The following is a 14,999-nucleotide window of genomic DNA, read 5'->3' as shown; positions in this document are numbered from 1 at the left end:
ATCTTTTATTTTAAAATTTATCATCAGACAAGGGATTTTAATTTATTTTGAATTGATTAACATGTAATTAATCCAAAACGTTTGCTTTAAAGATATTTATTCATAATTTCGTTTTAAAATTAAATTATTATCAAGGCAAAAATTAATTCAATATTATTATTTTCCACTATCGCATTTTGGAGTTGCACAAATATGTCTAATAAAGATTTCTTATTCAAAGAAGTTCCCTTAGAGAAAAGCAATGTTGATTTTGAAAATATGGTTACTGAAGATGCTGAGCACAGTATCATCAACTATATTTATTACTACAATGGAGGTGGGGTCGCCACTGGTGATGTAAATGGCAATGGATTACCGGATTTATTTTTTGTTGCTAACACAGGGGAAAATAAGCTTTACCTCAACAAGGGAAATCTAGAGTTTGAAGATGTTTCCGAGCAGGCTAACATTAAAGGTAACTCAAGCTGGAATACAGGCGTAACCATGGTAGACATCAACAATGATGGCTTACTCGACATTTATGTTTGTGCAGTTTCAGGATTACTTGACTTTGCTGGACATAATGAGCTTTTCATCAATAATGGCGATGGCACTTTTACAGAAGATTCCAAATCCTATGGATTGGATTTTAAAGGTTATTCCACACAAGCTTACTTTTTCGATTACGACAAGGATGGGGATTTGGATGCTTATATCGTGAATCATGCTGTGCACACAAATTTGTCACATGGCAAAGCAGAATTAAGAAATGAGAGAGTGCCGAATGTTGGTGATGTTTTACTAAGGAACGACAATGGCAAATTTGTTGACGTAAGCGAATCTGCCAATATTTTTGGAGGGATTAATGGTTATGGATTAAGCGCAAGCATTGCTGATTTTAATAATGATGGCTGGGACGATATTTATGTGTGCAATGATTTTCATGAAGATGACTACTACTACATCAATAATCAAGATGGGACATTCACAGAAAGTCTCGATAAAGCTTTTACGACCATCAGTAGATTTTCTATGGGAAGTGATGCTACCGATATTAACGGCAATGGTTATCAGGATTTAATGACTTTGGACATGCTCCCAAAAGAAGAGCGATTATTAAAAGAAACCGAAGGTGATGATGCAATGTTCAACATGCAGGCACATCTCAAAAAATTAGGCTACAAAGATCAGTTTTCAAGAAATATGCTTCAATTCAATCAAAATGGAGATTATTTCATAGAGACTGCTCTACTCCATGAAGTCGCTGATACTGATTGGAGCTGGGCCCCTTTGTTTGCAGATTTCAACAATGATACACATCAGGATTTATTTATTTCAAACGGCATTTTACGAAGACCAAATAGTTTGGATTTTAAAAAATATGTCTCAAGTGCTTTTAAAGGAAGAAATGAAGACGAAGGCTTGAAGTGGCTTTACAATTCTATTGATAAAATGCCGAGCGGTATTGTAGCCAATGAGATTTTTGAAGGTAATTCTAAAACTTTCAAAAATCGAACTGGAAACTGGATCAAAAATCAACCACAGCTTTCCAATGGTGCCATTTATGTAGATCTAGACCTGGATGGCGACTTAGACTTGGTCACAAACAATTTTAACCAGAAAGCCTCTATTCTTGAAAACACGACTGATAAAAACGCAAATTACCTCAATTTAAAATTGAATTATACCTCAGGAAATAAAGAAGCAATTGGTGCTAAAGCCATGGTTTATAGTAATGGTAAAACTCAACTCAAGCAGTTATTTAAATCGAGAGGTTTTTTATCCTCAATTGAAGCTAAATTGTATTTTGGACTTGGTAAAACTATGGTAGTTGACTCTGTAAAAGTCATCTGGCCAAATAATGAATATCAGACACTTATAAAACCTGAATTAAATACAACACTAAAGGTTGACTACCAGGAAAGTGGAAAGTTCTATGAGTATTCTAAAGTCGAAGAAAAAAATGACATTTTTAAAAAAGTAGATCTTATAAATTTCACCCACAAAGAAGATAATTATAATGATTTTGCCGAAGAAAAACTCATTCCTTACAAAGTATCTACACTAGGACCTGCTATTACCGTAGGCGATGTTGATAATAATGGCTTTGAGGATGTTTTCATTGGAAACGCTTCAGGAAGACCTGCTCAACTATTTCTAAATAACGGCATGAATTTCGAAAACTCAGATCAGCCCGTATTTTTAAAAGATACTAATTTTGAAGATAATTCTGCCATATTTGTTGATGTAGATAATGACGGAGATTTAGATTTATATGTAGCCTCAGGCGCTAATGAGGACTCTAAGTTTAAAGAAGATCGTTTGTATTTAAATGATAACGGCAGCTTTACAAAGTCGGCAGGTCATATCCCAAATGATTCTTCTATTACTTCAACAATAATTGCTTATGATTATGATGGCGATGGTGATCAAGACTTATTTGTTGGAAACTATTCTCAATTGGGAAATTTTGGTGAAATGGTAGATTCTTACATCCTAATTAATGATGGGACAGGGCATTTCATTAAAGATCAGAATTTCAACCTAAAATCCAAAGTGACAGACGCTAAATGGCATGATGTAAATGGGGACGAAATTAAAGACCTGATTATCACTACTGAATGGGACCGTCCTTACATCTTCATAAATAACGGAGGTAAGCTTAAAGAAATGGAGCTCCCTAATAAGCTGAACGGCTTATGGCAAACAGTAACAATTTATGATATCAATAGCGACGGGAATGAAGATATTTTGCTTGGCAACTGGGGACTAAATACAAAGTTTAATCTCAATTTTGATGGCCCTTTAATAATGTATCACTCAGACTTTGACAAGAATGGAGTAGATGAGGTTGTTTTAGCTTACAATAGCAACGGTGAATATTATCCTTTAAATACTAAGGATGAGCTTGCTTCTCAAATGAACATAATGAGCAAAAGGTTTCTAGATCATAAAAGTATGGCTGGAAAAAACATCGAGGAAGTTATGACTAGTGGGTCATTAAAAGAAGCAGAAAAATATAAAGTTGAAACCCTGGCTTCTGGTTATCTATTAAATAAAAATGGAAAGTATGATGAATTTATTCCTTTTTCGAATGACTTTCAACTAGCGCCTATAACAAGCTTTTCTATATTAGGACTTAATGATGAAGATCAGCTATTGGTTGGAGGCAATTCCTTAAAAGTTAACACTTATCATGGTGCTTATACAGCATTAAAAGGTCTTTTGGTGAAAGATATAGACAACTACAAATTTATTTCTGATTTAGGGATGGAACCATTCAACGACCAAATAAAAGAAATTAAAAATCTGAAAATGAAGAATTCTAAATTACTAATTGTAGTGCCTAATAATAGTAGTATAGAATGTTATTTATATAAATAAAAATGAGGATAAAACTCTTTAGCCTTTTTTTGATAATAAATTGCTTTCTTACTTCTTGTGAGAAGGAAAGCAAAGCTATTGTTATTCAAAGAAAGGATTATCACGATGCAGTTGATAAGCTTACAGAAATAATGGTGCACGATATATTTTCACCACCAGTAGCTAGTAGGCTGTATGTATATCCGAATATTGCAGCTTATGAAACTCTCAATCAAAATAGTGAAGACTACATATCACTTGCTTCACAATTGAATGGCTTAGAAACTCTTACTCACTCACCTGAAACAGACAAGGTAAATTTAAAGCTTGCAGCTTTAATTGCTCATTTAAATGTTTCTAAAGAATTAGTTTTTTCCAAAGAAATGATGACTGTCTACAGAGATAGTCTTTACAACACCTGGAAAGACAGAAACTCAAATGAGTTTGAGATTGCCAAGAATTATGGTTTAGAAATTTCAGATCAGATTATCGCTTGGATGAATAAAGATGGATATAGTGAAACGCGAACAATGTCTGATTATAATATTTATTCAGATGATCCTTCGGTATGGCAACCTACTCCACCTGCTTATATGAAAGGGATTGAACCACATTGGAATAAATTAAGGCCCTTTGTATTGGACTCTGCTTCTCAATTTAAACCTAAGAAGCATCCACAGTTTTCATTGGAACCGGATAGTCAATTTCATAATGAACTCATGGCTGTTTATAAAGTGAATAATGAAATCAGAGAAAAAGGAAATGATAGCGAAGAAATTGCTATTGCTCGTTTTTGGGATTGTAATCCCTTTGTTTCCGTTAATAAAGGTCACTTCATGTTTGCCGAAAAAAAAATAACACCTGGAGCTATTGGATTGGCATTTGTAAAATCGCGAATGAAATTACTGACGCAGATTTTGAAAAAACAGTCTTTACTCAAACCAAAACTTCTATTGCGATTGCTGATGCATTTATAAGCTGTTGGGATGAAAAATACCGGAGTAATCTGGTAAGACCAGAAACGCTTATCAATAAATATATCGATCCCGAGTGGCTGCCAATATTACAAACACCTCCGTTCCCAGAATATACAAGTGGACATTCTGTAGTTTCTAATGCTTCTGCAGAAATTCTCACCTCAATTTATGGTAATGATTTTGAATTTTTAGACTCTACTGAATTGGCTTACGGCCTACCGTCCAGATCATTTAAGTCTTTCAGGGCTGCTGCAGACGAAGCCGTTATTAGTAGGTTTTATGGGGGGATCCATTATGAATCTGCCATTTATGAAGGGGAAAAGCAAGGGCAATTAGTAGGTGAGTTTATAGATAAAAATATTCAGTTCTTGAAGCCTAGAAAATAAGAATGCTGCTATATTTGGCTCCCAAAAACAATCTCAAAACAGATTGTTTTACACCCTAGAGTCATTATAATTTAATTTATGAAGTATTTCATTTTATCTATTTGTATCTTTTTTACTGTATCAATAGAAGCACAAAACCTAGCAGGAGCTCAAGTTTCTTTTGACTCCGACAGAGATAATGCTGGAATTGGTTTCAAAGGCGTATTTGGCCTTTCCAACTCATTATCATTCTCTCCAGACATCAATTACTTTTTTGGAAGTGCTAGTTTTGCAACGGTCAACACCGACTTACATCTGGACCTGGCTCAGGGGAATAATCTAAAATTCTATGGATTGGGTGGGTTGCACTTTGGAGCGCTCAGAAGCATAAGCAGTAGAAGTGGTTTTTTGGGATTCAACAGAGATGCAGATGTCAATTTGGGGGTGAATCTAGGACTTGGTGCTCAACTGTTTACCAAAGATAATTTTAGGTTATTTACTGAAGGAAAATACATAGTATCAGATTTGAATCGATTTGTACTTTCTATCGGTATGCTGTTCAATCTATGATTGATGAAATGATCAAAAAGTTAGTCAAGACCTGTTGTTTTAAAATGATTTTTCAATAGTTTTAGAGGTATAGGAATCTGATACATTCATAACTTCAAAATCCACAATCCCAATGACCAATTCTTCTTCTGTAATTACTTTTACTTTCCATTGTCCTTCCATCAAATTGCTTTTGTAAGTATAACCGCGGAAACCCCGTCCACGTCCACCAGCAATTTCAAAGTTTATGTCTTCTGTAACTTCCCAACTTTCGGTTTTTGGATTGTACCATTGCCAGCGGTGGGAAACTGATTTTGTTAAGTTGGTAGGAGCAAAAATTGAGGTGAAGACGTAAACAGGCTCCTCTGCTACTCGATGAAAGTTGATGTGGTGTGGACGCCAAAACACGTACCATTCATCCTTTTCGTAAATAACTGTATAATCACCGTTTCTTTTTTCGACATGGTGTGCCACCAATCCAGTTTCCATAGCAAGCGGCACAGGCGGAATGAGATTGAAATAATAAAACACATTGAATCCTATGTAAATAGACACGATTATGGCGATCATTTTTTTCAAATTGACCTCTGCTTTAATGCTTGGACTTGAGTTATAAATAAAAATTATAAGCGATAGAGTAATCACCAAACTCACCAATCCGGAAATAAAAAAAATAAAAGTATTCATCTCCTTTATAAACATTGGAATCATAAAAGCAAAAAACGTAAAGCTTATAAAAAAATAGACGCTAAATAGAAGGTACTTATTAGAGATGCGCTTCTTCAGCAGTTCATTAGCAAATAAAAGCAGAACCAATAAAATAAAGAAGGAAATGGTTTTTGACATGGACACACTTCTAAAGAAATAAATCACAAAAGCACTCGAAAGCCCTCCAAAAGAAAACTGTATAGCAAGAGGGATATATGCTGCATATTTTCCTAAAAATTGACTTATCCAATTTTCATCCTCCGCTATATTGTACAAATAGAGCATGAGGGATAAAGAAGTCATGTGAAGGCAAAGTACAGCTGTATCATAGGTGCGGTCTATTCGTCCAAGAGTTAAGGTGTCAAACACAAAGCCACCAATGAAAAACAGAATTGGAGTATACTTCTGATTATTGACCACAAATTTTCCGAAACCACTGTTTCTATACCTCGCTAAAGTTCTATTCATAACTGATTAAGAGGTGTCAAATGTAGAGTAATATAATTTGCGAAAATGTTTTTAAATTCTAGGGTTTAAAAGAATTGTTCATAAATTTATGTAGAATAAGAAATTGCATGAGCTATAATTATTAAATGTGGTCTTCCTAAAATTTAATTGATTAGACTTGACACTATTTTAAGTTAATTAAAGCTCAAGATAATTTTAAACTTAATATGATGAATTCATTTCAACAAAAACTACTTTCGAGGTACCCGACGTTGCGGAATAACAAAGAAATGTGTTACTCAGCTTTGGTAATTTCTGTATTGGTTTATTTTTTCTTGGCTGTATTCCAGCCCTTTGGAACGTATAATTTTCATCATACTTATAAATACGTAATATTATTAGCTTATCCTTTAATTGCTTTTACATTTTTCTTCTCTAGTGAGCTCATTGTAAAAAGGTTCTTTGACAATTGGAACTGGAAAAAGGAAGTTTATAAAAATATGTCTGCTCTTTTGATTTGTGCTTTTATCAGCTATCTATACCTCAACACAGTCATTCATCGAACGCCCTTCAATCTGACAGCGTTTTTATATTTAGTAGCGTTCACATTAGTAATTGGAATACCTATATGCGCTATTAATATTTTGGCTAAATATGTTTTTCTCAAAAACAATAATGTTTTATTTGAAAATTCAAGCCAAAACTTCACTATTGAAAATATTGAAAACCCACCACTTGTCATCATACCAGATGTAGGGGATTGCATAAAACTTTCACAAGAAAACTTTCTTTACGCAAAATCGGACGGCAACTATTCCTTTTTGCATTATTTTGACAAGGGAACAAATCAGCGGAAATTATTGAGATTGTCTTTGAAAAGTCTTGAAGAGCAAATTTGTGATGAAACAATCTTCAGATGCCACCGGTCTTATATTTTGAACGCCAATAAAATTCAAAATAAAACTGGAAATTCTCAAGGGTATAAACTGTCTTTAATTCAGGTTAAAGACAAAATCCCTGTGTCTAGAATTTACATTGAGAAGATAGATAAGCAGATGTTCTAGTTGCTCATCACAAATCCTTGTCATTAATCACAATATTCAACAGCATAAGATACTATAGTCGATTTTTGAATGAAAATCGTTTTAAGTATGAATCTCTACCTTTTTGGAATTAGGCATTTGAAGTTTAATTGCATTCTAATCTATGTTTTATTTTACCTCATATTACTAAACCCAAATTTTTGCTGGGCTCAAACCATTTCAGGTGATCAAAAATTATCAGGTAAATGGAACATAAATCTTCATCATAACGCGGTTGGGAATGCTCAATTTCTGATGGATTTTGAAACCAACCAAGATGAATTTGAAGCACATTCCAGAAAGAATGCAGATAGGGACATTCTTGGCTTTTGGACCTCTTTATTATCTAGGACTTTTACAAAAAACTTCAAAAATGGTAGTCTTTTGAGAATTGAAAACGGTAACTATCAATTGTTGAATGACACAATTTATTTGAAAGGGAAACTAATTTCAACTATTGGCAACCTCAATATAGATGGATTTGTAGTTGGAGATGAGTTACAATCTACTTTGAAATATGATAATGGTAATATAGCAGGAAATATTTCTGGAAACCGAATAATTCCAGATTTACCCCTAAGCAACTACAAAAACCTTTTTCATGATATCAAGGTGTTGACACAAAAACACATCTACAATAAAGACGTATTAAAAACCAAAGAATGGGAAGTTTTTACTGAAAAAATGAACTCTAGTGCTTCTAACTTTCAGGATGACTTGGATATGATTTTTGCTTTTTATTACCATTCGAGAAATTTACCATTTTCGCATTTTTCTTTGACTAAAACTCTGAAGCCAACCAAGAAATCAAACCCTACCAAACCTAAAAAAGGGTATTTAACTTTAAAGCAAAAAAATTCTGATACAGCTTATCTCAAAATCTTATCCTTCAATGGAACTTCTACGGAAGTTGATAGCATTTTCAAAATTATAAATGAAAGGGAGTATGGTCACTTAATTGTTGACTTGCGGAATAACTCCGGAGGGAATGTAGAAGCAGGAATCACTTTTGCAACAAATGTAATTGATAAGGTGAGTTATGGTGGTGTATTTTTAACTCAAAAATGGTTCAATAATCACTCAGGATTGCCCCAAATTGAAGACTATAACAAATTCGCTTTTTTCTCTGAAGCAAATAATGATTTGATTCTCGAAGGTATTCATAAAACAAAAGGATTATGCCTTAAAGTTATTCCTAAAGAGAAAACCTATAAAGGTCAACTTTATATTCTAGTTAATAAAAATACTGCAAGTACATGTGAACCCATTGTTTACGAACTTAAAAAGCAAGAAAGAGCCCTAATTATAGGAGAAACCACAGCTGGAGCAATGCTTAGTAGTGAAACTTTTGATTTAGATAGCGATTATAAAATAACTATCCCTACAGCTGATTATTACGCATCAGATGGATATAAAATTGATCAGAACGGTGTAAAACCAAATATCAAAACCAGTAGCGAAGATGCGCTACTAAAAGCTTTTGAAAAAATTGCTAATATAGAAGAATAATTAAACCACTCTTATGAAAAACGTCTCTCTTAAAAAAATCATCAGAATCGCAAAGTATTTAGCCATATTTTACTTATCCATTGGCATGATTGCACTCGCCATACCAAAACTGCTAGAAATGCAGTTTAGAGTTGATCACTACCAAGCTTTTATTCCTCTCGCAGAACTGCCAAAATCAACTCATATGTGGTCTTTTTTTGGCAGGTCCTATGTCTACAATCTTTTTATTGGGCTAACAGAATTATCCATTGGCATTCTCATCATATTTAAAAGAACTAGATTGATTGGCTTGTTGATTTCTTTAGGGGTGTGCTTAAATATTTTTATAATAAATATTCAATTTGATATGATTTATGAAGTTGTAAGGCACATTTCTATAGATTTATTCTTAACTCTAATTTTGCTCATTGAATACCGAAAGGATTTGTATCAATTCTTTATAGGATTGGGTGGTAAACTAAACGGAGAAGTTATTAAAGCAAATAGTGGAATTTGGAAAAAACTTCGCATTGCTTATGTGATCTTTTTTCCGGTAGCCTATTTCATATTCTCCTTCGTGGTGATATCCATGTTCGATTATAATCTTATTGGAAGCTATGAGATTAAAAATACTCAAATTGAAAACGGAAACATTACATTCGACAAAGGAAGCATCGGTACTACACCTATGCTTTTTTTTGAAAGAAATGATTTAGTTGTATTATCAGTCAATGATAGTATTCATTATGGGTGGTATGAAATAGAGGAGGAGCATCTTCGGATGAATTTTCGACCATCTAAAAATCATTAACTCGAATATATTGATGCGCAAATTAAAGACTATAAATTCATCACTGGCAAAATAAATGATAGCATCCCCATACAGATGGAAATTCACAGATTACCCATTGAAAAAGACTATTTGAATGGTATGTATATCGATTAAATCAAAAGAAAGGTTGTTTTAAAAAAAAGTCTATAATTTAGAGTGAATGAGAACAGGCTTATGCTTCGGGAGAACCGATAACGCACGCACCTCTAAAAATAAAAACCACTCCGTAAAGAAGTGGTTAAAAGTGGAGAATATCGGATTCGAACCGATGGCCTCCACGCTGCCAGCGTGGCGCTCTAGCCAACTGAGCTAATCCCCCTTGATTACAAAAATAAACAAAAATAAGAAGCACCATAATCATACCTCAACTATTTTCACGTTTGAACCCTTAGAATCCTCATCTGAAGCAATTTTTAATTAATTTTACCAACTAAACTTAACTACTTATCATGGATGATTTTTGGCTATATCTCAAACTGGGTTTTGATCATGTTTTAGACTGGAACGCTTATGACCATGTACTTTTTCTTACAGTTCTGGTGGCCTCATACTCTTTTAAGCAGAGCAAAAAAGTCATTTGGCTGGTCACACTTTTCACCATTGGTCATATCTTGTCTTTAGCGATTTCGGCTTATGATATTTTAAGGATTAACAGTGCAATTATTGAATTTTTGATCCCTGTGAGTATTATTTTTACAGGAATCTACAATATTTTTACCGCGGGAAAATCTACAGGAAAAAGCAAATTCGATCTTCTTTATGTCGTGACTTTTTTCTTTGGTTTGGTACATGGTTTTGGGTTTTCTACCTATTTCAATATGCTGGCAAAAAGCTCGGATAATTTATTTCTTATGCTGGTAGAGTTTGCTTTAGGAATTGAAATCGCTCAAATTCTAGTGGTTTTTGTGGTTCTACTTTTAAGTTTCATTGTTCAAACTATTTTTAGATTTTCAAAGAGGGACTGGATATTAGTTATTTCATCCATTGTTTTAGGGTTAACCTTACCCATACTTGTTGATAATTGGATTTTATAAACACTATAAAATCAATATATTAGAGTTTAAGTAAATTTAAGCAGCTTCTTAACGCTTGTAAAGAAGCATAAGTTTTAGATTTGTAATTATTTTCCAAATGACTACAAAGAAACAACTGAAATTTGATAAAGCATACTTGAGAATAGCTCGAGAGTGGGGGAAGTTATCTCATTGTAAGCGTAAACAAGTTGGAGCAATTATAGTAAAAGACCGAATGATCATTTCTGATGGCTTCAACGGTACCCCAACTGGATTTGATAATGCTTGCGAGGACGAGGAAGACATTACAAAATGGTATGTATTGCACGCAGAAGCAAACGCTATCCTGAAAGTGTCAGCTTCTACACAATCTTCCAAAAACTCAACCTTATATATCACGCTATCGCCTTGCAAAGAATGCAGCAAGCTGATTCATCAAGCTGGTATAATTCGGGTGGTTTATCAAAAAGCTTATAAAGATAACTCTGGTCTGGATTTTTTGGAAAAGGCTGGAGTACAACTAGAACATATACAAGATCTTGAAGAATGAATAGAGGAATGAAAATAATGCTACCCATACTTATTTGTGTAGTATTTGTAGGTGGGATATTACTTGGAGATGTATTGAATTTCCAGGACAATTCCCTTGCCAATTCTTCGTCAAAGCGACAAAAAATAAACCGGCTTATCAACTTTATCGACAAAGAGTATGTGGATGAAGTCAATACAGATAGTATTGTAGATATTACAGTCAATTCTATTCTAGAAAACCTAGATCCACATTCTGCTTACATCTCTAGTCAAGACTATGACTATGTTCAGGATAATATGCGTGGTGATTTTGTTGGAATCGGTATTAGTTTTTACACCATCAAGGACACCATTGCCGTTATAAGAACTTTGGAAAAAGGTCCTGGGGAAAAAGCTGGACTGGAAGCTGGCGATAGAATTTTATATGCAGATGCTGTGCCTTTGTTTGGTAACGAGATGAATAATGATTCACTCACAAAAATCCTGAAAGGCCCAGAAAACTCTAAGGTTAACTTAAAAGTAAAACGCCTCGGTGAAAACGACCTTCTCGATTTTGAAATCAATAGAGGTGTGGTTCCTTTAACGAGCGTCGATGCTGGATACATGGTAAACGATACTTTGGGTTATATAAAAATTAATCGCTTTGCTGAATCTACTTATTCTGAATTTAAAACTAAAATGAAGCAATTCGCCACCCCAGAAATGAAAAGCGTGATTCTGGACCTTAGAAGTAATGGAGGTGGATTTCTGAAACAGGCTACGCTGATTCTGGATGAATTTATCACCGATGGGAAATTGCTTTTATTTACCAAAAACAAAAACGGAGACCTGAAGGAAACATTTTCTACTGAACGTGGAGACTATGAAGACCAAAACCTGGTTGTTTTTATGGACGAAAAGTCCGCTTCGGCCAGTGAAATAGTTGCGGGTGCGATACAAGATAATGACAGAGGTACTATTGTAGGTCGGCGCTCGTTTGGCAAAGGTCTTGTCCAAAGGGAGATGAATCTTGGTGATGGCAGCGCTGTAAGGTTAACCGTAGCAAGATATTACACCCCTACAGGGCGTTCCATCCAGAGGCCTTACGAAAACGGGAATAGCGATGCCTATTATTCTAAGTACATGGAGCGATACTCCAATGGTGAACTCATGAGTAAGGACAGTATTACTACAGATGACTCTCTGAGGTACGAAACTCCAGAAGGCAAAGTTGTTTATGGTGGTGGTGGAATCATCCCAGATATTTTTGTGGCCAGAGATTCTTCTAAAGCTGTACAAGACATAAAATTCATGTATAATGGTGGAGTCATGGACAGGTTCATATTCGATTTGCTGGATGAAAACAGAAAGCTTTATAATTCACTTTCTAAAGATGACTTTTTAAAGAGAACGCTTATTACTGAAGAGGTTTTGGATCAATACACCCGGTATCTAGGAGACTACAATATGAATTACAATTTTGGTAGTACAAGTCATGTCTTAGAAAAGTATCTGAAAGCTACCATGGCGAGACAGTTGTTTGGAAGTGATCTTGCTGAAAAAATTTCTAACGAAAATGACTCCTACATCAATAGACTTCTAAAATCAAAATCAGAAAAAACCCAGGCGACAGATTAAAGGTGTATGAAGGATTTTGCTCAATTGGTAAAAACGATAGACAGTACAAACAAAACCAATAGAAAGGTGGAAGCCTTGAGTGAATACTTTCTGAAAGCTTCAGACTCTGATAAAGTCTGGACCATCGCAATTTTATCCCACAGACGACCTCCAAGACCTGTGAACAGCACTTTGATAAGAGGCTACGCTTCAGAATTGGCGGATATTCCTTTGTGGCTTTTTGAAGAATCCTATCACATTGTTGGCGACCTTGCGGAAACCATAGCTTTGGTAGTCCCGGAAAAAGTTAAAACCACCGAAAAGAGTTTGAGTCAATATCTCCAGGAAATACTTCGACTTAAACCAAAATCAGAAGAAGAGAAAAGGGAATACCTTATAGAGAATTGGAGCCAACTCACTTATTACGAGCGTTTCGTATTTACCAAATTGATCACAGGAGGATTTAGAATTGGTGTGAGTCAGAAGTTGATGACCCGCGCACTTTCCAAGGCAACTGAAATCGATGAAGATATTTTGGCTTTCAAGCTCATGGGTAACTGGGATCCCAATAAAATCTCTTATTCTGAATTGATTTTGGAAGAGAATGAAGCGGATTATTTGTCCAAACCTTATCCTTTTTACCTGGCTTACGCTATTGAAGACGATGCTTCCGAACTTGGAAATCCAGCGGAGTGGATTGCAGAACACAAGTGGGATGGCATTCGCTCTCAACTCATTGTGAGGAAAAATCAGCTTTTTGTGTGGAGTCGTGGTGAAGAGTTGGTAACTGATAAGTATCCAGAATTTGAAGCTTTTACTGAAGTTTTGCCCAATGGTACCGTTCTCGATGGAGAGATTTTACCTTATCCCGGAGATGACATTGGGGATTTTAAAGATTTGCAAACCAGGATAGGTCGTAAAAATGTTAGCAAAGCGCTTCTGAAAAAGCTACCAGTCATTTTAAAGGCTTACGACATCCTAGAATATAATGGGGAAGACATTCGTTCGACCCCTTTTGAGAAGCGTCGGAAAATTCTAGATAAGCTTTTTGCTGAGTATTCTTCCAAAATAAAACCTTTTCACCTTTCAGAAACCATGAGGTTTTCATCCTGGGAAGAAATGGCTAGAGAGCGAAAGAAAGCAAGAGATATCAAGTCTGAAGGACTCATGATAAAGCGGGCGGATTCCTGTTACGGTGTTGGTCGTAAAAAAGGAGATTGGTGGAAATGGAAGTCAGATCCTTTTAGTATCGATGCGGTGCTAACTTACGCTATGCGTGGACACGGCAGACGAAGTAATTTGTTTACAGATTACACCTTTGCGCTTTGGAATGATGATAAGACAGAATTGGTCACTTTTGCCAAAGCCTACTCCGGGCTTACCGATAAGGAATTTAAGAAAGTGGATGCATGGATCAAAAAAAATACCATCGAACGCTTTGGGCCTGTGAGAAGTGTAGAACACGAACATGTTTTTGAGATCGCTTTTGAGGGCATCGCCGAATCCAAACGTCACAAAAGCGGAATCGCGACAAGATTCCCCAGGATATTACGCTGGAGGCAAGACAAAAAAATTGAAGACGCCAATACTTTGGAAGATTTGAAAGCGATGATTCCTTAGTGAATTAAGATGTGAGTTTGACTTATTACAAATACTTTCAGAATATAGAAGTGCAACGCATTCTAAATATAAAGATTGATATGAGGTCTCGACTGCGCTCGACCTGATAAAAACGTCTATACTAATGAAATGTACCCTCAAGCGCCATCGAGAGGCAAATATTTAAAACACTAATTATCTTTAATCTTTTTCCGATAGATATAGTCGTTCAGATGCCAGGAAAAGAAACCATAAATCCCGCCTCCTACTACAATAGAAATCATCAATTGAACAAAAAAATCTGTGTTGCTGATTTGCCCCCACTTATCCCAATAATTAATCACCAGGTTAACAGCAAATATTATAATTCCAAATCCAACCCCGTGTTTGATGATATATTTTGCTTTGCCCTGACTTTTGTTTTTCTCCCAATTGTCAACAAATTTTTTATCGGCTTCGTTCATAAATTT

11 protein-coding genes, 1 tRNA gene and 1 pseudogene are annotated in these 14,999 nt (G+C 35.1%); 10 read left to right on the top strand and 3 right to left on the bottom strand.

Features of this window, described 5'->3' with window-relative positions:
- Positions 1–192: 192 nt before the first annotated feature.
- From LB449_RS00490 to LB449_RS00480, 3 genes and pseudogenes are all read left to right on the top strand, one after another.
- On the top strand, positions 193–3,363 hold the full coding sequence (locus LB449_RS00490; protein WP_224453115.1) for a VCBS repeat-containing protein: 3,171 nt from the start codon (positions 193–195) through the stop codon (positions 3,361–3,363).
- Positions 3,364–3,365: 2 nt separating this feature from the next.
- Positions 3,366–4,705 (top strand): annotated as a pseudogene (locus LB449_RS00485) (vanadium-dependent haloperoxidase).
- A gap of 78 nt (positions 4,706–4,783) precedes the next feature.
- Positions 4,784–5,254: a hypothetical protein gene (locus tag LB449_RS00480; RefSeq protein ID WP_224453114.1), complete on the top strand. Its 471-nt coding sequence runs from the start codon at positions 4,784–4,786 to the stop codon at positions 5,252–5,254.
- Between the two features lie 39 nt (positions 5,255–5,293).
- On the opposite strand, the gene LB449_RS00475 is transcribed toward LB449_RS00480, so the two are convergent.
- Complete coding sequence (locus LB449_RS00475; protein ID WP_224453113.1) at positions 5,294–6,409, bottom strand: DUF2914 domain-containing protein; 1,116 nt, start codon at positions 6,407–6,409, stop codon at positions 5,294–5,296.
- A 209-nt stretch (positions 6,410–6,618) separates the two neighbouring features.
- On the opposite strand from LB449_RS00475, the gene LB449_RS00470 reads away from it, so the two are divergent.
- The 3 genes from LB449_RS00470 (at position 6,619) to LB449_RS00460 (ending at position 9,769) form a co-directional block, all read left to right on the top strand.
- On the top strand, positions 6,619–7,452 hold the full coding sequence (locus LB449_RS00470; protein ID WP_224453112.1) for a LytTR family DNA-binding domain-containing protein: 834 nt from the start codon (positions 6,619–6,621) through the stop codon (positions 7,450–7,452).
- Between the two features lie 87 nt (positions 7,453–7,539).
- On the top strand, positions 7,540–8,979 hold the full coding sequence (locus tag LB449_RS00465) for a S41 family peptidase (protein ID WP_224453111.1): 1,440 nt from the start codon (positions 7,540–7,542) through the stop codon (positions 8,977–8,979).
- A 13-nt stretch (positions 8,980–8,992) separates the two neighbouring features.
- Positions 8,993–9,769: a hypothetical protein gene (locus LB449_RS00460; protein WP_224453110.1), complete on the top strand. Its 777-nt coding sequence runs from the start codon at positions 8,993–8,995 to the stop codon at positions 9,767–9,769.
- Positions 9,770–10,035: 266 nt separating this feature from the next.
- Here LB449_RS00460 and LB449_RS00455 read toward each other — a convergent pair.
- Positions 10,036–10,109: transfer RNA gene (locus LB449_RS00455), tRNA-Ala, on the bottom strand.
- A 130-nt stretch (positions 10,110–10,239) separates the two neighbouring features.
- On the opposite strand from LB449_RS00455, the gene LB449_RS00450 reads away from it, so the two are divergent.
- From LB449_RS00450 to LB449_RS00435, 4 genes are all read left to right on the top strand, one after another.
- Positions 10,240–10,824, top strand: a complete 585-nt coding sequence (locus LB449_RS00450) for a HupE/UreJ family protein (protein ID WP_224453109.1) — start codon at positions 10,240–10,242, stop codon at positions 10,822–10,824.
- Between the two features lie 97 nt (positions 10,825–10,921).
- A complete protein-coding gene (locus LB449_RS00445) occupies positions 10,922–11,353 on the top strand; it encodes a deoxycytidylate deaminase (RefSeq protein WP_224453108.1) in 432 nt (143 codons plus the stop codon).
- Positions 11,350–12,951, top strand: coding sequence for a S41 family peptidase (locus LB449_RS00440; protein ID WP_224453107.1), 1,602 nt, complete (start codon positions 11,350–11,352; stop codon positions 12,949–12,951). The genes LB449_RS00445 and LB449_RS00440 overlap by 4 nt, the downstream gene beginning before the upstream one ends.
- Positions 12,952–12,957: 6 nt before the next feature.
- The gene (locus tag LB449_RS00435; protein ID WP_224453106.1) at positions 12,958–14,550 is read left to right on the top strand and encodes an ATP-dependent DNA ligase; all 1,593 of its coding nucleotides are present in this window, start codon (positions 12,958–12,960) and stop codon (positions 14,548–14,550) included.
- Between the two features lie 170 nt (positions 14,551–14,720).
- Here LB449_RS00435 and LB449_RS00430 read toward each other — a convergent pair whose 3' ends face one another.
- Complete coding sequence (locus LB449_RS00430; protein WP_224453105.1) at positions 14,721–14,993, bottom strand: hypothetical protein; 273 nt, start codon at positions 14,991–14,993, stop codon at positions 14,721–14,723.
- Between the last annotated feature and the right edge of the window lie 6 nt (positions 14,994–14,999).

This window comes from Psychroflexus lacisalsi, from assembly GCF_020164495.1.
Classification (GTDB): domain Bacteria; phylum Bacteroidota; class Bacteroidia; order Flavobacteriales; family Flavobacteriaceae; genus Psychroflexus; species Psychroflexus lacisalsi.
This window is presented reverse-complemented; position numbering and strand designations above follow the sequence as displayed.